We start from the raw sequence: 26,797 nt of genomic DNA, 5'->3' as shown, positions 1-26,797 counted from the left end.
AATGCACACATCGCAACAAAGGTGAGCACGCTATGCAACAAATGTGGACGGATATCGATCACTATATCGAATCACATTTAATTCCCGAAGACCCAATTTTGACGCAAACTTTAGAAAATACCGATGCCAAAGGTTTTCCAGATCACCTTGCAGTTGCGGCAAATCAGGGCATGTTGCTACAAATGCTCATTCAAATGAATCAATGCAAACGTGTGTTGGAATTGGGCACATTCGCAGCTTATAGCACAATGTGGCTAGCACGTGCGCTGCCTGAAGATGGTTATATACTCACGATTGAAGGACGTGATACCCATGCAGCTTTGGGACAGGAAAATATTGACCGCGCTCAATTAAAACAAAAGGTTGAATTAAAAGTTGGTCGTGCTGCAGAAATTCTAAAAGCTCTGCCAGAAGATACTGAAGCTTTTGATTTTATTTTTATTGATGCCGACAAACAAAGCTATCCTGAATATTTGGAACTGAGTCTTAAACTTTCACGCTCAGGTACAATTATCTTTTTAGACAATGTAATTCGTGCAGGGGAAATTTTAAATCCTGACAATCACAAACCAAGCATTGAAGGGATTCGTGACATGTTCAAAGCCATGCAAAATCATTCGCGAATTTTATCGTGCACAGCATTACAAACTGTAGGCAGCAAAGGACATGATGGCTTTGCTTTAGCGATTGTAAAGTAAAGTCCACACAAGGTTAAAAAACAACCTAAAGCAATTTTACATTATATATTATAATGTTACATATACTGTCCATACAGTTATCCACAAATTATGCGGATAACCATGGACAGTCAGCAAGCATTTACATCAGTTCAACTAAACAATCTTTTGAAATGATCTTTTTTGAATCATTTACGATTTTTACTTTGCCACCAACAAAGGAACAGTTGAGTTACGGAAAATATTGGTGGTAATGCTTCCCAAGAAAAATTGATGAATTTTACTGTGGCTAAATGCCCCTAGTACAATCAACTGGATACCATGTTCACGTTGATAATCTAAAATATTTTCAGCTACATCACCATAACGATATTCAACCACCACATCTAAACCCGCTGCTGTTAAAAAATCTGCAGGTTCATTTAAAACTTCAGGATGATCGCCCACATAAAGCAAATGACATTGCAGTAATTTAAGCAAATCACTTTGTGCAATTCGCTTCATCATTTTGATGCAAGTTGGGGAATATTCATAAGCAAAAATAAAGCGGGTTGGTGCTTTAAAATGCTCTCCCACAGTCATCACGGTACAATTTGCACCACGAATAAAGTTTTCGACATTACTCCCTAAAGCCTTATTGCGTTCAGCAGATTTTTCGCCCACGCGTCCAATCACCACAATATCTTCTTCGTTCAGCACACTAAAACTTTGTTCTAAAAAGTCGCCTTTTTCTTGAATGTGGGTAGGTACAATGCCGAACTTTTCCTGAATCATACTGGAAATGTGCTGCAATAAATTGTTGCTATAATCGAGTGCTAATTCACTTTGTTTTTGTTCTAATTCGGCTAATTCTTTGAGTAACATGGCATTACTTTCAAAACCAATCACGCCACTAATTTCCCCCAAATGATAACTGGCGGGGTAATAATCCAAAACTTGTAATAACACCAATTCACGTTGAGTTTGTGTTGCAATCCACGCAGCAGCTTCAGCAAGCGCATTAATACAAGGCGAAGAATCAATACAAGCAATTACACGTTTCATTATTGCCTCTCTTACTGCCTTTTGCAGGCTATTTTTTAGTTGTTATTTTTAACTTAACACAACTCGTGTTGCAGGGACATGAAAAAATGTAATGAAGTTTAAAGATTTAGCCTTGCTGCATCGTATTTACTCACGATAACGAATCAATTTGGCAGGGTTTCCTACCACAATTTCCCGCTCCTGAACATCTTTGGTGACCATGCTATTCATACCAACGACTGCATGTGCCGCAATCTTCACCCCATCTTTAACACCAACATGCGCACCTAACCAAACATCCTTACCAACTTCAATGCCCTGTGAACGCACCGCTTGCTGATAAATGGGCTGATCCAAAGCCATGCCATGATCAAATGCATATAAATGACAATATGCTGCGATACGCACCTGATCATGAAGCTTAATTCCAACTCTGCCACCATCTAAAATACAGTGGTGATTAATCGCGACTTCATTGCCAATTTCTAAAGGGCCATGCAAAGTACAATCGGCTGCAATAAAGGTATTATCGCCAATACTGATTTTACGTCCTGGTTCTGCAAAAATATGTGCCAATGGTGAAATAAAACAGTTTTTGCCAATCTCTACCGTTTCCATTGCCATTAAATAAGCTTGATATTCCTGCTGCCAAGCTTCTGCCCAAGCACGATGTTTAGGTTTTAATGACCAATATAACCACGGCATGTAGTTTAAACGGTGTTTATGCTGCTCACGGTACTTCGATAATGGATCAGGTGAATTTGCTTCAGTCATCTTGATCATCCTCAAGGATTTTGAGTTGTTCACGCCCACGGCTAATATCTTGTAATTTTAGTTTTAAAGGGTCTATTTGATCGACTTGCATGAATGCCTTTACCAACACGCCTTCGGCGGTGTAGTCTTCGCTGTACTCAATCTGCTGACTATTTAGCTCGTATTGTAAAATTGCCCACTCATTAAAATGACAGGAAAATTGCACGGTCTTTTTTTCAATCAGTTCTATTTTTTCTGCTAGAGCCAAACATTGCCCTGCACATCCCCCATAGGCACGTACCAAGCCGCCTGTGCCCAATTTAATGCCGCCGTACCAACGATTCACCAACACCAAAACATTAGTCAACTCATTGCCTTCAATCGTGGCTAAAATAGGACGTCCTGCCGTACCTGAAGGTTCGCCATCATCATTAAAACGTAATTGATGCCCGATTTTCCATGCCCAACATTGATGTGTGGTAGATGAATCACGCTGCTGTTCCAAAAAAGTTTTTACCGCTTGCTCATTATCTACAGGCACAGCAATTGTCTGAAATCGACTTTTTTTAATTTCTTCTTCAAAAGTGATGGGCGCAGCAATGGTAAATGGCATAACACTCCAGATCAATCAACCAGTTAAATAAAAACTTGATAATTATAACGTGTTTAGCGCTCTAACGTATTTAGAGTTATAGCTTATTTGGACTGATAACCACCATGAAAAAACCTTCTATCCTCAAAGGTATAGAAGGTTAAATAATGTTTACACGACTTTCTGTTCTACAACTTATGCAGTAAGCATACGAAAACCAATAACGGTTAGAACATTCAAGCTTTAAACAAAAAAGTCTTCACCCAAATAAACTTCACGCACAATTTCATTTTCCAGAATTTCTTGCGGTGTACCCTCTGCAATGACTGAACCTTCGCTAACAATATAAGCACGTTCACAAATGGCTAAAGTATCACGGACGTTATGGTCGGTAATTAATACGCCAATGTCACGATCTTTTAAGGTACGAATGATATCTTTAATATCACCGACAGAAATAGGATCGACCCCTGCAAAAGGCTCATCTAACAACATAAATTTAGGGTCTGCTGCCAAAGCACGGGCAATTTCTGCACGACGGCGTTCGCCACCCGACACACTCATCCCTAATGAATCTTTAATATGCGTGATTTTAAAATCTGCCAGCAATTCTGATAAACGCTGCTGACGTTGCTGTTTATTTAAATCTTTGCGGGTTTCTAAAATAGCCATAATATTTTCAGCGATGGTCAGCTTTCTGAAAATAGAGGCTTCTTGCGGTAAATAACCAATCCCCTTACGCGCACGTTCATGCATGGCAAGGTCAGATAAATCCAGTTGATCTAAATGGATTTCGCCTTTATCCATACGCACCAAACCCACAACCATGTAGAAACTGGTGGTTTTACCCGCACCGTTCGGCCCAAGTAACCCGACAATTTCACCACTTTTCATTTCAAATGAAACGTCTTTAACCACCCAGCGCTTATTATAGTTTTTGGCTAAATGCTTAATACACAAAGTCTGCTGACCGTGCTGGACGCTGTCCTGTGCTGCGCTCGTTTGATCCATTAATCACGCGCTCCCGGGAATGATTTTGAACTTGATGGTGGAATCACAATTTTTACACGACCCGCTTCAGAACCAGTTTTGTTCGGTGTACCAATCGCTTCAACATCGCCTTTGTTCATACTATAACGCAAGGTATTACCACGAATACTGGCTCCATCTTGCTCTAAAAGTGCGCCACCCGTTAAGGTGATAATGCCTGTTTCAGCATTGTAAACAATCTTTTGCGCCTGACCTTTGGCAAGCCCTTTGGCTGGATCAGTCTTTTGCTGGAATTGCGCAGGTCTGCCCGTTGCCGTAATGACACTAATTTCTTTTTTGCTGTTCAGATTAGCAACAATCGAATCTGCCTGCAGTTTCATGGTGCCCTGTTCAATCACCACATTGCCTGTATAAGTGGTGACGCCAGTACGTTCACTAAAGGTCGCACGGTCTGCCAATAAAGTAATAGGCTGACTGCGGTCTGACGGAATTGCCCATGCACCTGCCGATGAAAGCACCGCCAAGCCCACAAGTGCTGCTTGTTTTATCAACGCTTTAGGAGCTGTAAGCTTAGATTTATGGTTCATACTTTCCTCGAATATTAAAAAATTCGTATTGCCCGTCATTTAAATTGGCTTTTAAGCCCTGACTGATAAAATCAGCCTGTGGAGATTGTACAGTCACTTGTTTTTCGGTACTGATTTCACGTGTTTTAGGAAACACATTCAACTCGACTGTTTCAAGCGTCAGTTTGCCTTGAGCGAGTAACTTGGTTGCTAGCACTTGATCTGACAACACAACCTTTTCATTGTCATTAAAACCTTGTGCCTGTTTAGCAAAAAAAGTGGCATCCACCGCGCCCGCTTTATACATAGAGGCATTCAAATTTTCCAGCTTAGAGGTTTTTTGCTGCATGTCTTGCTCTAAACGGTCAATTTGCGCACGCACATATAAATTGCCCTGCTCATCTGTTTGGGTCAGATGAATTTGCTCGGCACTATAAGTCATAGAGCGAGCAGCGTCAGTTTCCAGTTTTTTGCCTTTACCGCTGTAATAGTAATAACCACCACTTACAGCTGCAATTGCAATCGCAGTAACGTATAAAACTTTAGTATCCATAAGTGGGGCTGTAACTCAAACCTTTGAATGTATGACTTAATTAATGAGGGATGCTGAGATATTTTTCAAGTAAGCTTTGGTACACACCTTTGGCGGTTAAAATCATATCGCAGATTTCACGTACCGCACCGCGCCCACCCATGGCCTGTGTGACTAAATCGGCACGACGACGCACTTCAATATGTCCATTTGGCACTGTGACTTTCATCCCTGCAATCGAAAACGCTGAAAGATCAGGCCAGTCATCGCCCATATAGAGACAATCTGCAGGTGATAAACCTAACTTGGCACAGGCTTCCTGCAATGCAGTGCCTTTATCTTCACGTCCTTGGTAGACCAAATCTACACCTAAATCGGACATGCGTTTTTCGACAATATTACTTTTACGACCCGTGATGATAATGACTTTAACACCTGCTTGTTGCACCAGTTTCATACCTAAACCATCACGAATATCGAATGATTTAATTTCATCACCGCTGTTGGTTAAGGTGACAAAACCATCACTTAGAATTCCATCGACATCTAAAACCAAAGCTTCAATATGACGCGCTTGCTCTAATAAAATATAAGATGCCATTGTTTAGTTTACCCCTGCTTGAATCAAGTCATGCATACTGATCACACCAATGACTTTATTGGCATCATCCACCACCACAAACTGATTGATTTTACGGTCACGTAATTGTTCTAAAGCTTCAACTGCACGTGCTTCTTGTGAAATCGTTGCAGGATGTTGAGTCATCACTTGCCCAACTTGTAAATTCACATCAAAGCCCTGTTGTTTATCAATTAAACGTCGTAAATCACCATCGGTGAAAATGCCTAACAAGACGTCATTTTCATCGACAATTGTGGTTAAACCTAGACGTTTGTTTGAAATTTCGTATAACACTTTGTTCATTGGTGTATCTGGTGCAACTTTAGGTAATTCTGTACCGGTATGCATCAAATGTTTCACATGCAATAACAGGCGCTTACCCAAAGCGCCTGCAGGATGTGAACGAGCAAAATCATCGGCAGTAAAACCACGTGCATCAAGTAACGCTACAGCCAATGCATCACCTAATGCCAAGGTTGCAGTCGTACTTGAGGTTGGTGCTAAACCAAGTGGACAAGCTTCCTGAATATTGCCTAATGTTAAAGCGACATCAGCATTTTGTGGCATCGGCCCGCGATCATCACCGCTAATTGTGATTAGAGGAACTTCCAGATGTTTGATGAGTGGCATCAACATCATAATTTCATCACTTTTGCCGGAGTTGGAAATGGCAATTAAAACATCACCCCGTACCAACATTCCCAAATCACCATGCCCTGCTTCACCCGGGTGCATAAAGAAAGACGGCGTGCCTGTAGAGGCAAACGTCGCAGCCATTTTACGACCAATATGACCTGATTTTCCCATACCTGTGACCACAACACGCCCTTTGCAATGCAACATGATTTCGCAGGCACGGCTAAAACGCTGATCAATTTGCGTCGCCAAGACTTGTAATGCTTGTTCTTCTATTCTTAAAGTGTCTAAGGCTACAGATTGGAAATCAATGGTATTTGACATGTTTGGCATTCAACGTTCAACTTAAATTGAGTATTTTCTACACCTCAATAAAAGCGATTTATTGAAGCACATTTAATTTTCGCAATTTTAGCATATCTATGCAATTCTACACTTTGATTCTGCGTGTGTTTTTTGTTTTAACGCATTTTTGTATGCTGTTTTAATTAACTCGCTTTTTGACTCGAGTTTCAAATGAAAAACAATCATATTTGAGCTTAGGCTATTTATTTTATTGATTCAAAGTTGCAGATAAAGCTAAAGATAGAACTAGCTCAGAAGCATATTTCAACGAAAATGCTCTAAAAATTATGGATCAAACCCATCTATAAAGCTGACTGCAAGCAAGCTGTAACAAACAGCCATAAAAAAACGCTTATCTTTCGATAAGCGTTTTTTAAAATTTTGGAGCGGGAAACGAGACTCGAACTCGCGACCCCAACCTTGGCAAGGTTGTGCTCTACCAACTGAGCTATTCCCGCAATATGGAAGTGAATTATAGAGAATTTCATACAACTGTCAACTCTCTATGCTCCCAAGTGCTCAATTAATCAGCACGACGCCATACTGTACCTTGACGGGTATCTTCCAAGACCACACCTTGATCGAGCAAAGACTGACGAATTTCATCAGCACGGGCGAAATCTTTGGCTTTTTTGGCATCCTGACGTTGCTGAATGAAGTCTGCAATGGCTTGTTCAGATAAACCTAAAGCGTCCTGACCAATATCAGATTTCAGGAATTCATCGACATCATGCTGCACCAAACCTAAAATATTGGTCAAATGACGCAAGGTCGAATAGTACACCGCCGCCTGATCTGCCTGCTGCTCTTTTACCGCACGGTTCAGCTCTTTATTGACTTCAAACAGCACTGCAATTGCTTCGGCTGTATTGAAGTCGTCACGCATTGCAGCATTAAAGCGCTCCACCAAAGTCTCATCTAACTGCTCAACTGTTTGCGTACCGTACGCTTGTTGATAAGCTTTAAATGAGTGATAGAAACGTGATAATGCGGTTTTGGCTTCTTTGAGTGCTACATCGGAGAAGTTTACAGGGCTACGATAATGCGATGACACAATAAAGTAGCGGATCACTTCAGGATGGAATTTTTCCATCACATCACGAATGGTGAAGAAGTTACCCAATGACTTCGACATTTTTTCGCCATCGACATTAATAAAGCCAACGTGCATCCAGTAATTTACATACTGCTCACCTGTTGATGCTTCAGACTGGGCAATTTCATTTTCATGGTGTGGGAACATTAAGTCTGAACCACCACCATGAATATCAAAATGATTACCTAAGCAGCAAGTCGACATCGCAGAACATTCAATGTGCCAACCCGGACGTCCATTGCCCCACGGCGAAGCCCAAGATGGTTCATTTTCTTTGGCATGTTTCCACAAAACAAAGTCAAATGGATGCTTTTTGTCGACTTCAACATCAACACGCTCAGACGCGCCCGCCTGCATGTCTTCTAGCTTGCGACCTGAAAGACGGCCATATTTGTCAAATTTTTCAACCTGAAAATAAACATCGCCATTACTCGCAGGATAAGCTGTGCCTTTATTGACCAAATTACCAATCATATTTTGCATTTGATCAATATATTCAGTGGCACGTGGTGCAGCATCAGGTTCAACACAGCCTAAGTTTGCCGCATCTTCATTCATGGCTTGAATAAAACGATCTGTTAAAGCTTGAATGCTCTCGCCATTTTCATTGGCACGTTTAATAATTTTGTCGTCAATGTCGGTAATGTTGCGGACATATTTCACATTCCAACCTTGACTGCGCAAAAAGCGAATGATGTAGTCAAATGCAACCATAACCCGCGCATGCCCGATATGACAGTAATCATAAACCGTCATGCCACAGACATACATGTCGATATGTCCTTCTTTACGCGGAACAAATTCAACTTTTTTTCGTTGCTCTGAGTTATATAGAACAAATGGTTGCATAGGTTTTCAAAATAGGTCTATTAAAAGATGCTCCATCTTAACCTAAGCATTATTTTTCATAAAGTTTTTCGATGTTTTTATTCTGTATGTGTCTGTGTGAAGAGAATATCGCGGATGATCCAAGCCTTCTCCCGAAGGAGAAGGAACTTTTTAATACCTGTACTTAGGCGTTTGCTGATCTTATACGGTTTGGCAAAGCTTATGCAGCATCACGTTTTTGTACCAAAATCGCGCCAACTGAATAGCCTGCGCCAAATGAACACAAGACACCATATTCACCGTTTTCGACTTCGTGTGCAGTACGGTGTAAAGCGATAATTACCCCTGCCGAAGAAGTATTGGCAAACTCATCTAAAATAATAGGTACTAAACCTGGTTGTGCTGCTTCTTTACCAACCACCAATTTCAAAATGAGTTCGTTCATGCTGGCATTGGCTTGGTGCAACCAGAAACGCTTCACCTCGGTTGGCGCAATCTGATTCTTTTCTAATTGCGCAGTAATCATTTTGGCAACTAAGGGGCAAACTTCTTTAAAGACTTTGCGACCATCTTGATGGAAGCGTTTATCGTCAATATCTGCATTTTCACTTAAGTTTAAAAAACCGAAATTATTACGGATATTATTCGAGAACTGAGTAAACAGGTTCATGTCCAAAATTTCAAAACCTGCTTTGGTTTCAGTGTCTTCCAAAATTGAAGCGGTTGCTACATCACCAAAAATAAAGTGGCAGTCACGTGAACGGAAATCGTTATGACCTGAGGTAATTTCGACATTCACCAACAGTACGCGGCGCGCACCTGCTTTAATCGCATCATGCGCTTGCTTAATGCCGAAAGTCGCAGCAGAACATGCCACGTTCATGTCATAGGCATAACCTTGAATACCAAGCGCAGTTTGAATTTCAATCGCCACCGCAGGATAAGCACGCTGCAAGTTTGAGCAAGACAAAATCACCACATCAATATCTTCTGCGGTCACGCCTGCATTTTGCATGGCTTGTTTTGCAGCAATTACACCCCATTCTGCTTGTAGCGAAATTTCATCATCCCCGCGTTCACGCAAATTTGGACGTAAACGGTTAATGTCCAGAATACCTGTTTTTTCTGACACGTAACGGCGTTTTACCCCAGAGGCTTTTTCGATAAAGTCAGCACTTGAGCCACGACGTTCTTCAAGCTCACCTGCTGCAATTTTGTCAGCATTGAGCTGATTATACTGTTCCACATAAGCATTTAAACTTTCGACCAACTCTTCATTGGTAATAACATCTTCTGGGTGATAAAGACCAGTACCTGTAATGCGAATGCCCATGTAAAACTCCTTCTAGAAATTACTAATATCTTAACTGATTCCGAGCTTTTCGCATACTTTTTGCAGCCGAGTTGCAGAAATTGGCATTTTGGTTTTCATGGGTTGAGAGAACAGCGATATGCGTAATTCTTCCACCATAAAGTACAATTCCTTGAGTCGGGCATCTTGTTTGTGTTTAAACAATTTGTCCATCCAAGGGTCAATTTGGGCGATGGCAGCATCGTCTCTTTGCAAGTTGTTGGGTAAGCGGTCTAAACGTAATAACAACGCTTTCAAATAGCGCGGATATTCGCTCCACACCTCTACAGGCTTGCTATACACAAAGTCTGCCAGATGCATTAAGTCCAGCTGATCTTCAATATCATCCATATTTTTGGCAAACACGGCTTCATCTAGCATAAGGAGCTGACGGCGGATGTCTTGCCAAGCAATATAAATTTCATTAAAGATACGCAGCGTGGTTTGACCATGACTGAGAAAAGTCTTTTTTACCTCAAGCTGCAAGTTTTGAAACTCTTCCAAGTTGACTGGCACGTCACAAATAATGCTTTGCAAGGTCGCATAGATCAACATTTGCTCAAGTTGTGCTTTATCACCCAAAGGTGAGTACGCCAAGGCCAATGGTTTGGCAATTTGCTTTTTCAATTGCCGTGATAAATCGCCTAATTGCACATGCAGCAAACGAATCACCCCTTCACGATGCTGATGAATCGCCTCGCGCTGATCATTAAAGGTTTGAATCACCACACCCGATTCATCTTTTTGTGAAAGTTCTGCAAAAGCTTTACTTGGTACCAACGCCTGATATTGCTTAACCACTACGCCCGTGACTTTTTGCGAGGCTTCAAATACAAATCGTTCAGGGAAGGTTTGGAATTCGCCGTGTAACTGTTTTACTGGACTGTGAGTTTCGGTACGGCAACGCGCTTTTAATTCAGATAAATCACGCCCTTGCTCAATCACCCGCCCTTTTTCATCTAACACTTTAATGAACGGCAATAAATACGCATCTACTCGCTCAAAGCTAAAGTCTTTTTCGGTGATGTGCTCTGCGCGTAACTGGAATGCCAAAAAGCTAAAAATGTGCTCGCGTAAATTTACCGCATCAACACGTTGTAGCAACTTTCGAGCTGTGTCTGGAATAGGCACCAAATGACGACGCTTATCTTTAGGCAAAGTCTTGAGCAAGGCTTCAATTAAATTTTCACGCCAACCCAGAACACCCCACGACCAGATATTTTCATCGACCTGTGCCAACGCTTGCACTGGAATTTTAACGGTTGCGCCATCTTCATCATGGCTGGGGTCAAAACGGTAACTGGCCGCCAAGCGCAGCTCACCATTACGCAAATAGTCAGGAAATTGCTGCGTGGTCGGACGATCATTCAGCCAAAGTGCATCATCTTCCACAAATAAATAACGTGGATTTTGCGGCTCTACTGTGGCACGCCAATCTTCAAAGGAACGACGGCTTGCAACTTCTACAGGTACTTTGGCGGCATAAAATTGATAAATAGTTTCTTCATCAACCACTAAATCACGACGACGTAATTTATCTTCAACCCGTTCCACTTCTTCCAGTTTAAGCAGGTTGTGTTTTAAAAATGGTGGGGTAATGCCCAAGTTGCCTGTGGTTAAAGCATCACGTAAGAATATTTCATGGGCGGCTTCCTGATCGACCTTTTCGTAATTGACAGGACGTTTCGGCTCGATAATTAGACCAAACAGCGAAATCTGATCATAGGCATTCACCACGCCTGCTTTTTTAGACCAATGTGGTTCAAAATAGTGATGCTTCAGCAAATCACGTGCAGCCAATAAAATCCATTCAGGTTCAATTTTTGCCAAGGTGCGTAGATACACTTGCGAAGTTTCTACCATCTCAAATGCCATGACCCACGGTGTATTGGTTTTATGCAAAGTCGATGCAGGGAAAATTCGTGCTTTTTGTTGGCGTACTGCCATAAACACATTGCGCTCATCGGTTTTATTGGCAATAAAAGAAAGCAACCCTGTTAATAACGCCCGATGCAGATTTTCATAACTGGCTTTTTTCTCATTAAACGACAGTTTTAAGCCACGCGCCAAATCCACCAATTGTTCATGAGTTTTCTTCCATTCACGTAAACGCAACCAACTTAAAAAATGCTGACGGGCAAAAGTACGACGTTTGTTTTCACTCATGCCATCACGGTTTTCGTGTAAAGTTTCCCACAATTTTAAATAGAATAAAAAGTCAGAATCTGCTTCACGGAACAGTGCATGTTTTTGATCGGCTTGCATTTTCTTGTCTGCAGGACGTTCACGCGGGTCTTGTACCGCCAATGCCGCTACAATAATCAGGACTTCATTTAACACCCCAAAATGCGCACCGCCTAAAATCATACGTGCCAGTCTTGGATCAATCGGCATTTTTGCCATTTGCTGACCAATTTTGGTTAAGCTGCTGCCTTGAAGCTCGCCTTTATTAGCGGTGGATTTAGTGGAATTATTCGGATGATTGTCTCCCTTTTGCGTCGCAGAGCTGCTCATTCCGTCTAAAAGAGGGGCTTTACCCTTCTCAATCATCGCACCGAGTTCAATCAACAGTTTACGCCCATCATTGACTAAACGATGATCTGGCGGCTCAATAAAATCAAAATCTTCGAGCGTACCCAAGCCCAAACTTTGCATTTGTAAAATGACCGATGCCAAGTTGGTGCGTTTAATTTCAGGTTCAGTAAACTCTGGGCGACTTAAAAAATCTTCTTCTGAATACAGGCGAATACAAACGCCTGGTGCAATACGACCACAACGTCCTTTACGCTGATTCGCTGCTGCCTGAGATACTGCTTCAATCGGTAAACGCTGCACCCGTGAGCGATAGTTATAACGTGAAATACGTGCAAAACCGCTATCAATCACATAGCGGATATTGGGTACAGTGAGTGCGGTTTCAGCGACGTTGGTGGCAATAATAATGCGACGACCACCACCTGAAGGATTAAAGATTTTTTGTTGTTCCGCCAAAGCCAAACGCGCATACAACGGTAAAATTTCAGTATGACGCGGTCCATGCTTATGCAAGGTTTCTTGCAGCTCCCGAATTTCCTGTTCAGTACTGGCAAAAATTAGAATATCAGCATGTTCAGGATGACCTTTTTCCTGTGCATCGGCAAAGCATTCTTCTACCGCTTGCACCACTGCGCGTGGCAAGTTTTCTTCAAAGTCATCAAACTCATCATCATCACTACCACCAATGCTTAATTCAGAAATTGGACGATAACGTACTTCGACAGGATAGCTTCGACCTTCGACCTCAAAAAAGGGTGCGCCGTTAAAATAGTTACTAAAACGCTGCACATCTAAAGTTGCAGAAGTGATGATGACTTTTAAATCAGGGCGACGTGGCAAAAGTTGCTTTAAATAGCCCATAATGAAGTCAATATTTAAAGAACGCTCATGCGCTTCATCTATAATAATGGTGTCGTATTTATTTAAATAACGGTCATTGACAAGCTCTGCTAACAAAATACCATCGGTCATTAAACGGACAATTGAATCTTGCGAACCCTGTTCATTAAAACGAACTTTAAAGCTGATGGACTCGCCCAACTTTTCACCAACTTCTTCGGCAATACGCTGAGATACACTTCGCGCAGCAAGACGTCGTGGCTGAGTATGACCAATTAACCCCGTTAAACCACGACCTGCCAACATTGCAATTTGTGGTAACTGTGTGGTTTTCCCCGAACCCGTTTCACCCGCCACAATAATGACCTGATGTTGCTGAATTGCAGTAATCAACTGTTCGGCAGATTGAGTCACAGGTAAATCTTGATTCAACTTGATATCGGGAATGCGCTGCGCACGCTCCAACACTTTTAAATTAGATTTTTCAAATAATTCCTGATATTGCTTTGGATTGGCATCTTTGCCTTTTCGTAGTCGATTTAAACGATGACGATCACGCGCCAAAACGAGGTGGTCTACATTTAAATGACTCTGCACAGAATACGCTTCCTAACCAAAACACAAACGCGTATTTTACGCTGTAATGCCTTTGAGCGAAAGAACAGTGATTTAGAATGCGTATTTAAAAAGTTTTCAATCCACCCTTGAATTTCAAAATAGCATCCCCAAATAGATGTATATTCGCCAATTGCTGAAATGGGTTGTATTTGAACCTGAGGAAATAGGTTGTCATGCAATCATCATTTTGAGGCTTAATAAAGACTCAATAATGCAGTAATGAAAGTGTACGCTTTTTACATACTCATTTGTTTTTCCGATGCTAGTAATGTAAAAATACCATTTCAGCAATAAAACAAAATTAGATACTCTATTACCAACGAAATACAAACCTTAATCATGGAGACAATGATGAGCTTAATTAATACTGAAGTTAAACCATTTAAAGCAAATGCATACCACAACGGTCAATTCATTGAAGTAACTGAAGCTGATCTTAAAGGCAAATGGTCTGTAGTATTCTTCTACCCTGCTGACTTCACTTTCGTTTGCCCAACTGAGCTTGGTGACCTTGCAGACAACTACGCAGAATTCCAAAAATTAGGCGTTGAAATCTATGCAGTTTCTACTGACACTCACTTCACGCACAAAGCTTGGCACGATTCTTCAGAAGAAATCAAAAAAATCCAATACGTAATGGTTGGCGACCCAACTTGGACGCTTTCTAAAAACTTCGAAGTATTAATCGAATCTGCTGGTCTTGCTGACCGTGGTACTTTCGTAATTGATCCAGAAGGTAAAATCCAAATCATCGAAATCAATGCTGGCGGTATTGGCCGTGATGCTCAAGAACTTCTTCGTAAAGTTAAAGCAGCTCAATACGTTCACGCTCACCCAGGTGAAGTATGCCCTGCTAAATGGAAAGAAGGTGATGCAACTTTAGCGCCATCTATCGACCTAGTAGGTAAAATCTAAGTTTTAGATTAAACCACTAAAAAAAACCACGCATATTTTGCGTGGTTTTTTTTAATCAGAACATCACCCTTTTCTACCTTATTTATTCATATTTCATCTCTAGAAGGCTTTGTTGCACAAAGATTTGAAATGCAAAGCGCCCCTAATTGAGCCAAATTTAAGGCGTAACTTGGGTAACTGGTCGACCTAATTCCGTAAATCTGTTGAGGACTGCTACACGTGCATGAATCTCATTCACCTGACTAGGAAAGCTTCTTGCCATTAATTTATCGCCTAATAATTTGATGCAATGCATCTTGGTTTCCACCAAACTGCGGCGATGATAGCCTGACCATTTTTTCCATAGTGTCCTGCCTAAACGTTTAACTGTTCGAAGTAATTCATTTCGCGCTAGCGAGCTACTCTTTGTATCTTTCCATGGTTTCGCATTTTTTCTAGGTGGAATCACCGCATGTGCTTGCCGATCTGCAATGACCTGACGGCATTGCTTGGTGTCATAAGCTCCATCGGTATAAACAGAGTCAATCTGCTCATCTTGAGGAATCTGATCGAGTAAATCACCAAGTACTTGTGAATCACTCACATTATTTGTAGTGAGTTGAATAGCGCGTATTTGAAGGGTTTTGGCATCTATACCAATATGAAGTTTACGCCATTGGCGACGATATTCAGGTCCATGTTTCTTGCGTTTCCATTCGCCCTCACCTAGAAACTTCATGCCTGTAGAGTCTATGAGTAGATGCAGCCCATCGCTACTTTTTTGGTAGCTGATTGCAATATCAATATGCTTTTGTCTTCTACAAAGCGTACTGTAATCTGGTGCGGTCCAATTTAATCCACAAAGTTTAATCAGACTTTGCACAAAGCCAGTGACCATACGTAAAGATAGACGGAATAAGGATTTAATCATTAAGCAGCATTGGATAGCTGCGTCGGAGTAGGTTTGATTTCGCCCTTGTTTGCCTTTTGATGGAGCATACCATTGCGTAGCAGGATCAAACCAAATGGCAATATTTCCGCGACTCATGAGTGCTCGGTTATATGCGGGCCAATTGGTTGTACGGTAGATTTTGTGTGTAGGCTTCTTCATTTGAAAATTATATCGCTGAAAAAGCCTTTACAGATAGGTTTGTGCAACAAAGCCTCTCTAGAATAGAAAATGTAAAAACATTACAACACTACAATCGAATCTGTACCGGTAACAGTTATGAGATTTATTTTTGAGGGCTGTTCTATGAAAAAATTATTTTTACTTTCAACATTAATAGCATTTTCAGTGCCAGCTTTAGCTGATTTCAACTGTAATGGCAGCATTAAAAATCGAACTATTGATGATAATGTCAAAGTGCATAAACAATGTGTTCTTGATCATGTGACTATTAAGGGCAACCTAATGTTGCATTCCAACTCACATACGGCAATTAAAAATAGTACGATTGATGGCAATTTAGAATCTAAAGGAAACTTTAGTCAGGTTAATGCACATGCCAACCGCATTGATGGCAATATCCAACTCGAAGATGGGCGTAACATCCAACTCACGTCAAACCGTGTAAATGGCAATATTCAACTTAAAGATAATTCAGGCTCAATCGTTGTAAAAAATAACCGCGTGAATGGCAATTTAGAATGTGAAGATAACCGCGTAAAACCGACTGGCGGCACAAACCGTGTTTCTGGTGACAAAGAAGATCAATGTCGTCATCTATAAAATCTAGTCTTTCAATCATTTTATTTAAATGAATGACTATTCATGTGCAAAGCATAAACACCACATCCTAAATGTGGTGTTTTATTTCGCTTCATAATAGTTTTGTCGTTTTTGGCACGTTTAGGTTGCGCAAAAAACTTATATTCAAAAGTTACAATTCTGTAATACTTTTTAGCAAGCACTTCACTTATGTTCAAAATAAGCAGATTTATTCTGTGAAAAATAATATAAAAAATAAAGGAGTTGCTTATGGGTAAAACACTTGCCGTGACATCCTGGACATACAGTGCATCTTCACGTTATTTAAAAATATTTTACGAAAATGGCTCTGGGGATTTATTCCATCCTGTACCACAATTTATTTATGACAACTTATTAAGACGCAGTGATAAAGCAGCTTTTGTGAGTAAATATTTAGCATACGATTTAAGCTTTAACCGTATTTCCATTCAATAATTGATTTTATTAAACTTTGAGCATCCACATAACGATCCAATCTAAAAATAGATTGGATCGTTTTAAATAGGTAAATAACTTCAAATATTAATACACTTCTTGAATCAATTTAAAGCGTTCCTGTTCACGGTCATCATCCAAAGTAATACTCTCCGTGAACATATCAAGCGGTCTGGCCCAAATAGAATAATCGCCATATAAGCATTGATAAACCACCAATTTCTCTTGGGTTTCACTGTGTGTAGCCACATGCAGCACTTGATACAATTGCCCTTTATAATGTTGATAAATCCCTTTTTTAAGCATTTTACAATCCCAATCTTACAGAATGGCATTACTGTACAATAAAAACTGTAACCATTCTTAAGATTTCACCTTATCAGAAAAAATGAATCGCATCGGCATATTTTTCTCTAATTTATCGTTCTAATCTACACAACAAAAAAATATCTAAACCCATTACATTATTTGAACAATTTTAAGCTTCAAATTGATTGTTTTTTGGTTATATTCGCATTATCCCATCTTAAGTGGATGTAAAAAAGGAAACATGATAATGAATAAACTTCTTATTGCTTTAGGTCTTGCTGCCACTGTAGCACTTGTAGGTTGTGCAAAAGAAAAAGCACCAGAAACAGGGGCAACTACGGGTGAACACTTAGAAAACGCTGCGGCTCAAGCTGCACATGATGCCAAAGATGCAACACATGAAGCTGCTACTGCTACAGCAACTGCGGTAGATAACGCAGCGCAAGCAACTGAAAATGCTGCACACAATGTTGCAACAGCAACAGAAAACGCAGCTGATGCGACTGTACAAGCTGCTAAAGATGCAACTGCTGCGACTGCAGGTGCGGTTGAACAAGGTGCTGCAAATGTGAAAGAAAAAGCACAACAATAATTTGATTGTATAAAACAAAAACTCCTGAGCAAATTCTCAGGAGTTTTTTATTCAGCACGATTTTATTAGGGTCTGTTGACAATTCGTCTATGTTTGCGACATGAGAGATATATCTCGCAAGGTTTTTTAGCTGATATAAGGCATGGGACAGGAAATTTACTCATTCTAAATGACTGGCACATAACGTAATAGCAGCAAAAAATATGCTTGTACCCTTGCGCAGCAAACAAAGCAGTGCTTTGTTTTTGCTCATGTGGCTAAAACTTTCACAGATTGCGTTATAAAACTTGAAAATAAACCCGTTATTCCCTGCGTTTCATGCCTAATCTGCTCAGTTTTAGCCTACAGCGCAAGCCATTTATGAAATATCAACAGACCCTAGTAAACCTAAATCCTGCCGCAACTATAACGCCGCTTTTAAATTACAACCATAGCCCATGGTCTGTTGTACTTGGCGGTAACTGGTGTAACGATTCAAAATAAAATCATAATAAGATTCTGCATTGGCAAAATTTTCAGCCAAATTTTCCTGCTCTGCACGCGATAATTTTACATCTTTAAGAAAATCTAGATTGTTATGTCCTAAGCGATATAACTCAGCAAAATAACCATTCATCATATCGCAATAAGCAATTTTAGTCGGCTTTAAAGCAGTACTGGCGACCAAATGCTGATTCAAAGTTTGTAAGTTATTTACATCTAAAGGGAATTGATGCGCAAATGCGATATTTTCGACTTGTTTAAATTGTTTGAAGTCTTGCGCCAATTTGACATTTAAAGCATCTATACGCTGTTGTAATGCAGTCGCATCCTGAACCTGATATTGCTTTGGATCAATTTTTACTTGAGTTTGCTGTGGATTGCTACACGCACTTAATCCACACACCACAAGCAAACCACCATAAACGAAAGGCTTCATTAATTTACTCATCAATTCATACATCAGGCTTATTATGCCTGAAAGCATCTGCAAATTTAATGATATCGCTCATCTTAATATTTCATAAAGAAATGACGGATATGATTTGCCAATCTACCTAGAGTTGGGCAAAGTAGATAAAAACATGGAGTAAATAATATGACCTTATTAGAACAACTGAATATAAAGCATCCTATTTTTCTTGCTCCAATGGCTGGCGTTTCTACTCCCGAACTTGCAGCCGAGGTTTCTAATCAAGGTGGTTTTGGCTCACTCGGTTTAGGTGCAAACACGGTAGATGCTGCACGTGAGCAAATTTTACGCACTCAAGAACTGACTGATTTTCCATTTCAGGTCAATTTCTTTTGCCATGAATCAAGTCCACTAGATGAAGTCGCTGCACAAGCGTGGATTGCACATTTTCAGCCAATCTTTGAACGCTATGGCGCAACTGCACCGAGTCAACTAAATTGTATTTATCCAAGTTTTAAAGACCATGATGGATATTTAGATCTTGTACTAGAAACTAAACCACAAGCCGTCAGTTTTCACTTCGGGATTCCGCATGCGCATCAAATTCAGGCTTTAAAAGATGCAGGAATCATTACTATGGTTTCAGCAACCAACTTAGCCGAAGCTCAAGCCATTGAAGCAGCGGGAATTGATGTCATTATCGCCCAAGGCATTGAGGCAGGTGGACATCGGGGTATCTTTAACCAAACTTTTGATAGTGCAATTAAAACCAGCGATTTAGTACAACTGATTCGTGAACATTGTACCCTGCCAGTGGTTGCCGCAGGTGGCATTATGAATGGTCAGCAAGCACAGTTAATGCTGAAATTGGGCGCTTCTGCGGTACAGCTGGGTACAGCCTTTGTGCAATGTAAAAGTTCCAATGCCAATCCAGCTTATCGACAAGCTTTATTTCAGCAAAACATTACTCAAATTACCGACAGCATCTCTGGACGCTCTGCCCGTGGTTTAATTAATCATTGGCATACACAGGTAGATACACCAAATCGTTTAACTGTGCCCACCTATCCATATACGTATGATCTTGCAAAACAGTTGCATTCAGCAGCCGTCACACAAGGCGAGCAAGGTTATGCCCCTTTTTGGGCAGGCAGTAATGTCAGTCAGATTCGTGAATTAGAGGCCGCAGATTTAATTAATCAGTTGGTTTTGGAAATGATTCACGCACGCTAAGTTTACGTACGAAAAACTCAACTGTGTATCACGGTTGGGTTTTTATTTTGTATCTAATAAGTTCACCGCTTCAACCTGCACATCACTCATGATTTCACCATGCGCAAGTAGCTGATTAAAGTAATCTTCCACCACTTTATATTGTTCTGCAGTACTTTCTACTTGATACATACTTTGACGGAATTCATTACTTGAACGTAAACCTTTGGTGTACCAAGCAATATGTTTACGTGAAATACGACAACCTGAATATTCACCATAAAATTCATACAGCTCAGCTAAATGTCCAAGTAATACTTTTTGAACTTCTGCAATGCTCGGTGCTGCTAACAGCTCACCTGTTGCTAAATAATGTGCGATTTCCCGAAAAATCCACGGACGTCCTTGCGCAGCACGTCCAATCATAATCGCATCTGCGCCTGTATAGTCCAAGACATATTTGGCTTTTTCAGGACTATCAATATCACCATTGGCAATCACAGGAATATTGAGCATGCTTTTCACTTCTTTAATCAGTGAATAGCGTGCACGGTTTAAATACATATCTTCACGGGTACGCCCATGCAATGCCAATGCAGCAATGCCTGCTTGTTCTGCGCGTTTGGCAACCCGTAAAATATTTTCCTGCCCATTCAAAAAACCTAAGCGAGTTTTCAGTGTCACAGGCACATTCACCGCGGCAACCACAGTATCTAAAATGCGTGCCACCAAATCTTCATCTTGCAATAAAGCCGAACCAGCCAACTTATTGCAGACTTTTTTGGCAGGACATCCCATATTGATATCAACAATTTGTGCACCATTGGCGACTTGATAACGTGCGGCTTCGGCCAAATCATGCGGGTCTGAACCTGCAATTTGTGCAGAAATTGGTGCAAGTTCCCCATCAAAGTTGGCACGATACAAACTCTTTTTACTCATGCGCAAAGTTTTGTCAGAGGTCATCATTTCACTGACCGCATGCCCTGCACCAAAGTACTTGCACAGTGAGCGAAAGGGTCTATCAGTGACACCTGCCATCGGGGCAACGATCAAATTATTTGACAGTTGATAGGGACCAATATACATATATATTCTTAACTTTAACGATTGGCATAGTATACTGCATCTGCCCTTTGGGCTCATCCATTTGGAACGAGTTTTCCCTATACTATGAAAGACACTGTATTCACTTCTTTGATGAAACCCTTCAGCGTGCTTGCTTTATCATTAAGCTTGGCTGCCTGTGGAGATAGCGCATGGTGGTCTAAGGACAATGAGCCAACCCTTGAAGCAGAACAAATCCGCAAACTCATTCCGAATAGGGTCAGTGAGCGTAGTGCTTGGGCAAAAGATATTTACGATATTTCAGAGCAATTGGGCATCCCACAAACCAAAGAAAATATGTGCACCATCATTGCCGTGGTGGATCAGGAATCGAACTTTGTAGCCGACCCACAAGTTTATGGTTTGGGTGAAAAAGCTGTTAAAGAAGTACAAGATCGTTTGGATGAAAAATTTAAAGACAAACTGGGTGAAGCAATTGGAGGCACGGTTGCAGGCTATTTTCAAGATGTGCTGAAAAATCACCCTAGCCCTGAAGATAACTATTTAAGTCAAATGCGTCGGGTAAAAACTGAACGTGAATTAGATGAACTATACCGTGAAATTTTTGACTACATGGCAAAGCATTATCATGTTTCCGCACTAACAGGTGCTGCCAAACTGTTTGGACAAAATATTGGTGAAAAACTTAATCCAATTACTACTTTAGGCTCGATGCAAGTACATATTAGCTATGCCAAAGAGCATAAACGCCAAAGCGGTAACATCGCAGAGTTACGCAGCGATCTATACACTCAATATGGCGGATTATATTACGGGATTCATCGTTTAATGATGTACCCTGCCGATTACGATCAACCGCTATACCGCTTTGCTGATTATAACTCTGGCATGTATTCGAGCCGCAATGCCGCATTCCAAAGCATGCTAAATGATTTAACTGAAGCAGAATTAGATTTAGATGGTGATTTGCTACTTTATACTAAAGATGGTAGCGTGCGTAATGCAAAGAGTGAATCCGAACGTGAATTAATTGCTGTTTTTTCAAAACATAATATTTTAGTCACCCCACGACAAATTCGTGCAGACCTAAAAAAAGAAAAAGAAAAGAAATTTGAAGATACTGCGACATATTTAGCAGTCACGAAACTCTATAAAGCGCAAACGGGCAAAGAGCCATTTTATGCCATGATGCCGCAAGTGGTCATTTCAGGGCCTAAACTGAGTCGAGATTACAACACCAATTGGTTTGCTACGCGAGTCAATGGACGTTATAAAACATGCATGCAAAAAGCCAAAAATATAAAAATCTAGCCCTATTTGATTTTGATGGGACCCTGTGCAGCAAAGACAGTTTTACAGGGTTTATTTTCTATGCTTTATCTAAGCGGCATATTTTTAAGCAAGGACTTAAAATCTTGCCTTGGATTCAGGCTTACTATTTAAAAGTTTATCCTGCACATGCCATGCGCCCTAAATTGTTTAATGCTATGTTTAAAGATGCAAATACAGCTGAAATATTAGCACTTGCACAGCGCTACGCAGTAGATTTAATACATGATCTTAACCCACAACTATTACAACAATTAAAGCAGCATCAATTCAATGGAGATGAAGTGGTGGTTGTTTCTGCAAGTGTAGATATTTATTTACAGTATATTTGTCAGCAGTTAAATGTCGCTTTGATTTGTACTGAAACAGCAATTGAAAAGCAGCAATTTACAGGGCGATATTCAACACCTGATTGCAGTCAGGAACAAAAGAAAATACGGATTTTAGAACAATATGATTTAGAAAATTATGCAGCTATTTATGCGTATGGTAATAGTGATGAAGATGATGCCATGCTGAGTTTAGCGACTTATTCTTATATGGTGGGTAGTGATCATTCATTGCCAGAAATTGTAACTTATAAAAAACTGGCTTGATTTTGATGAATGATATAATAAAACCACAATTTGAATTGTGGGTTTTTTAAGTTACATGTAGCGGATGCCGCCTATGGTGATTACTTTTTTATACCCAGAATAGAAAATAAAAATAGAGTTTTCTCTTAATAAAATAGCTGATGATTCTGCATAAAAATAACGACTACAACACCTAAAGCAATAAAAAAGGTGACACTTTACAGCATCGGTAACACCCCCATTTTTAATTGAATTAATGGGTAGAAAATCTAAAGCCCTTGTTATTGTTTAAAAATAGGTGGACAACCATTTACTGACATATGAGGTCGTTCATGATTATAAAAGTACTGCCAGTCAGTTGTATAGTCCTGCACCTCGCTCAGATCTCGAAATAAATATTGATTTAGACACTCATAACGTACTGTACGATTAAATCGCTCAACATATGCATTTTGCTGTGGATTGCCTGGTTGAGTAAATACATGCTCAATACCATGCTGATCACACCACTTTTCCATCAGCTCACTTATATACTCTGGGCCATTGTCGGTTCTAATGCGTTTAGGTTTACCTCGCCATTCAATGAGCTGATCAAGTCCTCTCAGCACACGTTCTGCTGGCAACGAAAAGTCAATCAATATATCCAATGACTCGCGATTATAGTCATCAATCACGTTGTGAACTCGATAACTACGTCCATCACTGAGTTGATCATACATAAAGTCCATTGACCATGATTCATTCTTAGCTGTCGGTACTGCAAGGGTTTCAGGCTGTTCTCGTTTAATCCGCTTATTAGGCTTGATTCTTAAATTAAGCTCAAGCTCCTTATAAATGCGATAGACACGTTTGTGGTTCCATTTGTATTTTTTAACATTACGCAAATACAGGAAACAAAGCTTGAAGCCCCATGTTTTATGATCATTGGTTAATTGAATCAACCATTCGGCAATCTGTTGATTCTCTTCATCTAAACGAGCTTTATAGCGATAACACGTTTGACTGACTTTAAAAATTAAGCAGGCCATGCTGATTGAAATCTTAAATTGCTCAGTAGCTTGCTGAGCAAGTGACTTTCGCTGAACAGGCCTTAAAACTTTTTTAAAAGTGCATCTTGCAAGATGTCTGACTTTAGCCGCTCATCAGCATACATGCGTTTTAAACGGGCATTTTCAGCCTCAAGTTCTTTAAGCCGCGTCATCATTGAAAGATCCATGCCGCCATATTTGGACTTCCACTTGTAGAATGTAGCAGAGCTCATACCATGTTCGCGGCACAAGTTCGGTATGGGTGTTCCTGCTTCAGCTTGCTTCAAGATACTCATGATCAAGCTGTCTGAATACTTAGATGTTTTCATAGAAAATCTCCTTAAATCAAGGTTATTCGATTTTCTACTTTTAAACTCAATTATTTTTAGGGAGGATTACCCATCACCTCTAATTCAAAATAGAAGTATAGTTTTAAACCAAGATCAATCACTTAATCTATTCGTACTAAACAACTCATTTGTAAGTCACTTATTTCTTAAATGGAAAAGCATATTTCACAATACGTTTAAGCACACTGCCGTACTGTTTAACTAAGCTCGCATTGTTGTAGTTCAAGCCATACTTTTCACACACAGCTTGTACTTTTGGAGCCATTTTACGATAGCGACGTGCAGGAATATCTGGATATAAATGGTGTTCAATTTGATGGCTTAAATGTCCTGTCAAAATGTGGAATGCTTCAGAACCTGTAAGATTCGATGAACCACGAATTTGACGCATATACCAGTGACCACGGCTTTCATTTTGCATAACTGACTTTGGAAACACTTCTACATCTTTGGTGAAGTGACCGCAGAAAATAATACTAAATGTCCAAATATTACGAAGACCATTCGCAACCAAGTTACCTGTAAACACTGGTAAAGCCGCAGGGCCTGCAATCAATGGAAAGAACACATAATCTTTAAACAATTGTTTTCCGATTTTCTTCTGCATAGGTTGCCATTCTTTTTTAGCTTGGGCTTTGCTTTTACGGCCATTCAAAATTTTACCAATTTCTAAATTCTGAATGGCAACACCCCATTGGAACAGTAAGCAGAAAGGAATGCTGTATAAAGGTTGCAATAAGTAGCCTGATCTCCAACGTTGTTCTGGGAACAAACGCACCAAACCATAACCAATATCATCATCCATACCTTTAATATTGGTATAAGTATGGTGTTTAAAGTTATGGGTTTGACGCCAGTTGTCTGAAGTACCTACCGTATCCCATTCATAACTTGCACCATTGAATTTAGGATCATTCATCCAGTCATACTGACCATGCATGACATTATGACCTAATTCCATGTTTTCCATAATTTTGGCAAAGCCCAATAAACCTGTACCCAAAACCCATGCTGGCGGGAACCATCCTGCGAACAATAAGGCACGACCTGCCATTGAGCTATAACGAATGGTTGAATAAACACGGCGGATGTATTTGGCATCTTTTTCACCAATATCATCCAAAACTTCTTGTTTGATGGCGTCTAATTCACGTGCAAGCTCATCTAATTCAAATTGAGTGAGTTCACGGTTTTTAGGATTGCGGAAATATTCTATTTTTACTGGCATATTCATAATCGGAACTCGCTTATAAATCAATAATTAAATCGGTTTGTGCTGAATTGACGCAGATTTTCAATTGGTTATTCGGTTCGCTATTTTGAACACCATCGACCAAGTTTTTAGTTGAACCTTCAGCCTTGTTGCATACGCATTTATGGCAAATTCCCATACGACAGCCGTATTTAGGTTTAATATTTTGCTGTTCCAGACTTTCTAAAATGGACTTGCCTTTTGGAATAGTGACAATCTTTTTCGATTGGGTCAGTGTAACTTGTACCAAACCAACATCGTCACTTAATACAGGCGTCATGCTAAAAGCTTCTGTTTTCAGCAAGGCAGCCTGTGCAAATAATTGTTCAACTTGCGTGGTAAAACCCGATGGGCCACATGCAAACACTGCACTTTGCTCAATTTGTGCTAAGTCTTGTAAATGTTCTGCATTTAAACGGCTGTGCGCCAAACTCGGCTCTTGGGTATAAAGCACTTGAAATTTAAAGTTTGGATATTGCTGTGCCCAAGCTTCAAATTGCGCTTTAAATGCTGCATCTGCAAAGGTTTTTACCCAATACATTAAAGTCACTGGAGTGCTACTAAGACGACCAGATTTTGCCATGTCTTGTACCAGACTATACATCGGTGTGATACCGCTACCTGCTGCCAATAGAATTAAAGGCTGGGCTTGTGCAGGCAATTGCATATCACCATAAGGCGCACCAAACTCTAAAGTATCGCCAACTTTGGCTTGCTCAACCAGCCATGTGCTGACTTTGCCCTGATCAACTTTTTTCACTGTCAACAAAACGTGTTGTGCATCAAGCTGAGTCAAACTATAGGTTCGCTCATAGCGTACGCCCTGAATTGTCACATAAACAGGATGATGCTGCCCTGCTGCACCAACTTGGAGTTTTTTATTGAATTGCAAAGTGAAACTCACCACACCTTGTGCGGCAATATCTTTTTTCACAATTTTGCCGAGTGACTGATTCACCGACCATAATGGATTAATTTTTTGCAACCAGAAATTTGCTGCATAAGGATCTAGTACTGCAGTTGCAATACTGGTTAAGGGAGATTTTCTTTTTTCAGTTAGCTGCATGATTCAGCACCACCCGATGAAATTTTAATTATTATACA

At 40.3% G+C, this 26,797-nt stretch carries 26 protein-coding genes and 1 tRNA gene; 8 read left to right on the top strand and 19 right to left on the bottom strand.

What is annotated here, in order from left to right; translation table 11 throughout:
- The first annotated feature begins 32 nt into the window (after nt 1-32).
- On the top strand, nt 33-698 hold the full coding sequence (locus F947_RS05410; protein WP_004973089.1) for an O-methyltransferase: 666 nt from the start codon (nt 33-35) through the stop codon (nt 696-698).
- A 180-nt stretch (nt 699-878) separates the two neighbouring features.
- On the opposite strand, the gene F947_RS05405 is transcribed toward F947_RS05410, so the two are convergent.
- The 12 genes from F947_RS05405 to F947_RS05350 form a co-directional block, all read right to left on the bottom strand.
- Nucleotides 879-1,721: a universal stress protein gene (locus tag F947_RS05405; protein ID WP_004973082.1), complete on the bottom strand. Its 843-nt coding sequence runs from the start codon at nt 1,719-1,721 to the stop codon at nt 879-881.
- Nucleotides 1,722-1,847: 126 nt separating this feature from the next.
- Complete coding sequence (locus F947_RS05400; RefSeq protein ID WP_004973079.1) at nt 1,848-2,474, bottom strand: acyltransferase; 627 nt, start codon at nt 2,472-2,474, stop codon at nt 1,848-1,850.
- Nucleotides 2,467-3,066: an IMPACT family protein gene (locus F947_RS05395; protein WP_004973076.1), complete on the bottom strand. Its 600-nt coding sequence runs from the start codon at nt 3,064-3,066 to the stop codon at nt 2,467-2,469. Before F947_RS05395 ends, F947_RS05400 begins: the two co-directional genes overlap by 8 nt.
- Before the next feature lie 222 nt (nt 3,067-3,288).
- Complete coding sequence (lptB, locus tag F947_RS05390; RefSeq protein ID WP_004973074.1) at nt 3,289-4,056, bottom strand: LPS export ABC transporter ATP-binding protein; 768 nt, start codon at nt 4,054-4,056, stop codon at nt 3,289-3,291.
- Entirely contained in the window at nt 4,056-4,622 is a 567-nt protein-coding gene (gene lptA, locus F947_RS05385) for a lipopolysaccharide transport periplasmic protein LptA (RefSeq protein ID WP_004973072.1), read from the bottom strand. Before lptA ends, lptB begins: the two co-directional genes overlap by 1 nt.
- A complete protein-coding gene (gene lptC, locus F947_RS05380; protein WP_004973071.1) occupies nt 4,612-5,154 on the bottom strand; it encodes an LPS export ABC transporter periplasmic protein LptC in 543 nt (180 codons plus the stop codon). Before lptC ends, lptA begins: the two co-directional genes overlap by 11 nt.
- A 40-nt stretch (nt 5,155-5,194) precedes the next feature.
- On the bottom strand, nt 5,195-5,734 hold the full coding sequence (locus F947_RS05375) for a KdsC family phosphatase (RefSeq protein ID WP_004973069.1): 540 nt from the start codon (nt 5,732-5,734) through the stop codon (nt 5,195-5,197).
- 3 nt (nt 5,735-5,737) lie between these two features.
- Complete coding sequence (locus tag F947_RS05370) at nt 5,738-6,715, bottom strand: KpsF/GutQ family sugar-phosphate isomerase (RefSeq protein WP_004973067.1); 978 nt, start codon at nt 6,713-6,715, stop codon at nt 5,738-5,740.
- Between the two features lie 403 nt (nt 6,716-7,118).
- Nucleotides 7,119-7,194, bottom strand: a tRNA-Gly gene (locus tag F947_RS05365).
- 65 nt (nt 7,195-7,259) lie between these two features.
- Nucleotides 7,260-8,681, bottom strand: a complete 1,422-nt coding sequence (cysS, locus tag F947_RS05360; RefSeq protein ID WP_004973064.1) for a cysteine--tRNA ligase — start codon at nt 8,679-8,681, stop codon at nt 7,260-7,262.
- Nucleotides 8,682-8,880: 199 nt separating this feature from the next.
- Nucleotides 8,881-9,993: a beta-ketoacyl-ACP synthase III gene (locus tag F947_RS05355; RefSeq protein WP_004973062.1), complete on the bottom strand. Its 1,113-nt coding sequence runs from the start codon at nt 9,991-9,993 to the stop codon at nt 8,881-8,883.
- A gap of 30 nt (nt 9,994-10,023) precedes the next feature.
- Nucleotides 10,024-13,983: a DUF3418 domain-containing protein gene (locus tag F947_RS05350; protein WP_004973060.1), complete on the bottom strand. Its 3,960-nt coding sequence runs from the start codon at nt 13,981-13,983 to the stop codon at nt 10,024-10,026.
- 372 nt (nt 13,984-14,355) lie between these two features.
- On the opposite strand from F947_RS05350, the gene ahpC reads away from it, so the two are divergent.
- Nucleotides 14,356-14,919 carry an alkyl hydroperoxide reductase subunit C gene (gene ahpC / locus F947_RS05345; RefSeq protein WP_004973058.1) on the top strand — a complete coding sequence of 188 codons (564 nt, stop codon included), beginning with the start codon at nt 14,356-14,358 and terminating at the stop codon, nt 14,917-14,919.
- Between the two features lie 157 nt (nt 14,920-15,076).
- Here the strand turns inward: ahpC and F947_RS05340 are convergent, their stop codons facing one another.
- The gene (locus F947_RS05340; protein WP_082188693.1) at nt 15,077-16,009 is read right to left on the bottom strand and encodes an IS5-like element IS17 family transposase; all 933 of its coding nucleotides are present in this window, start codon (nt 16,007-16,009) and stop codon (nt 15,077-15,079) included.
- A 303-nt stretch (nt 16,010-16,312) separates the two neighbouring features.
- Here F947_RS05340 and F947_RS05335 point away from each other — a divergent pair, with 303 nt between their 5' ends.
- Complete coding sequence (locus F947_RS05335; RefSeq protein WP_225530638.1) at nt 16,313-16,630, top strand: bactofilin family protein; 318 nt, start codon at nt 16,313-16,315, stop codon at nt 16,628-16,630.
- 249 nt (nt 16,631-16,879) lie between these two features.
- Nucleotides 16,880-17,086: a hypothetical protein gene (locus F947_RS05330; protein WP_004973053.1), complete on the top strand. Its 207-nt coding sequence runs from the start codon at nt 16,880-16,882 to the stop codon at nt 17,084-17,086.
- Between the two features lie 87 nt (nt 17,087-17,173).
- Here F947_RS05330 and F947_RS05325 read toward each other — a convergent pair whose 3' ends face one another.
- The gene (locus F947_RS05325) at nt 17,174-17,392 is read right to left on the bottom strand and encodes a DUF1653 domain-containing protein (RefSeq protein ID WP_004973051.1); all 219 of its coding nucleotides are present in this window, start codon (nt 17,390-17,392) and stop codon (nt 17,174-17,176) included.
- 250 nt (nt 17,393-17,642) lie between these two features.
- Between F947_RS05325 and F947_RS05320 the strand changes: the two genes are divergently transcribed.
- Nucleotides 17,643-17,987 carry a hypothetical protein gene (locus tag F947_RS05320; protein WP_004973048.1) on the top strand — a complete coding sequence of 115 codons (345 nt, stop codon included), beginning with the start codon at nt 17,643-17,645 and terminating at the stop codon, nt 17,985-17,987.
- Nucleotides 17,988-18,390: 403 nt separating this feature from the next.
- On the opposite strand, the gene F947_RS05315 is transcribed toward F947_RS05320, so the two are convergent.
- Entirely contained in the window at nt 18,391-18,906 is a 516-nt protein-coding gene (locus F947_RS05315) for a hypothetical protein (RefSeq protein WP_004973047.1), read from the bottom strand.
- A 159-nt stretch (nt 18,907-19,065) separates the two neighbouring features.
- Between F947_RS05315 and F947_RS05310 the strand changes: the two genes are divergently transcribed.
- Nucleotides 19,066-20,112, top strand: a complete 1,047-nt coding sequence (locus tag F947_RS05310; protein WP_004973046.1) for an NAD(P)H-dependent flavin oxidoreductase — start codon at nt 19,066-19,068, stop codon at nt 20,110-20,112.
- Nucleotides 20,113-20,154: 42 nt separating this feature from the next.
- Here the strand turns inward: F947_RS05310 and dusB are convergent, their stop codons facing one another.
- On the bottom strand, nt 20,155-21,180 hold the full coding sequence (gene dusB, locus F947_RS05305; protein ID WP_004973043.1) for a tRNA dihydrouridine synthase DusB: 1,026 nt from the start codon (nt 21,178-21,180) through the stop codon (nt 20,155-20,157).
- Nucleotides 21,181-21,264: 84 nt separating this feature from the next.
- Between dusB and F947_RS05300 the strand changes: the two genes are divergently transcribed.
- Both F947_RS05300 and F947_RS05295 read left to right on the top strand, forming a co-directional pair.
- Nucleotides 21,265-22,470, top strand: a complete 1,206-nt coding sequence (locus F947_RS05300; protein WP_004973039.1) for a DUF1615 family protein — start codon at nt 21,265-21,267, stop codon at nt 22,468-22,470.
- Entirely contained in the window at nt 22,437-23,084 is a 648-nt protein-coding gene (locus F947_RS05295) for an HAD-IB family phosphatase (RefSeq protein ID WP_004973036.1), read from the top strand. The genes F947_RS05300 and F947_RS05295 overlap by 34 nt, the downstream gene beginning before the upstream one ends.
- Before the next feature lie 260 nt (nt 23,085-23,344).
- Here F947_RS05295 and F947_RS05290 read toward each other — a convergent pair.
- The 3 genes from F947_RS05290 to F947_RS05275 form a co-directional block, all read right to left on the bottom strand.
- Nucleotides 23,345-24,420 (bottom strand): IS3-like element ISAba20 family transposase gene (locus F947_RS05290; protein WP_085945815.1). Its coding sequence is split into 2 segments (ribosomal slippage): nt 23,345-24,168 and nt 24,168-24,420, totalling 1,077 coding nucleotides; the frame shifts between segments, so codons are not numbered across the junction.
- A gap of 160 nt (nt 24,421-24,580) precedes the next feature.
- A complete protein-coding gene (locus tag F947_RS05280) occupies nt 24,581-25,675 on the bottom strand; it encodes a fatty acid desaturase family protein (protein ID WP_004973033.1) in 1,095 nt (364 codons plus the stop codon).
- A gap of 13 nt (nt 25,676-25,688) precedes the next feature.
- Nucleotides 25,689-26,759, bottom strand: coding sequence for a ferredoxin reductase (locus tag F947_RS05275; RefSeq protein WP_004973031.1), 1,071 nt, complete (start codon nt 26,757-26,759; stop codon nt 25,689-25,691).
- Between the last annotated feature and the right edge of the window lie 38 nt (nt 26,760-26,797).

The organism is Acinetobacter towneri DSM 14962 = CIP 107472 (genome assembly GCF_000368785.1).
In the GTDB taxonomy this organism is placed as follows: Bacteria; Pseudomonadota; Gammaproteobacteria; order Pseudomonadales; family Moraxellaceae; genus Acinetobacter; species Acinetobacter towneri.
The sequence above is the reverse complement of the archived record's forward strand: the minus strand, read 5'-3'. Positions and strand labels throughout refer to the sequence as shown.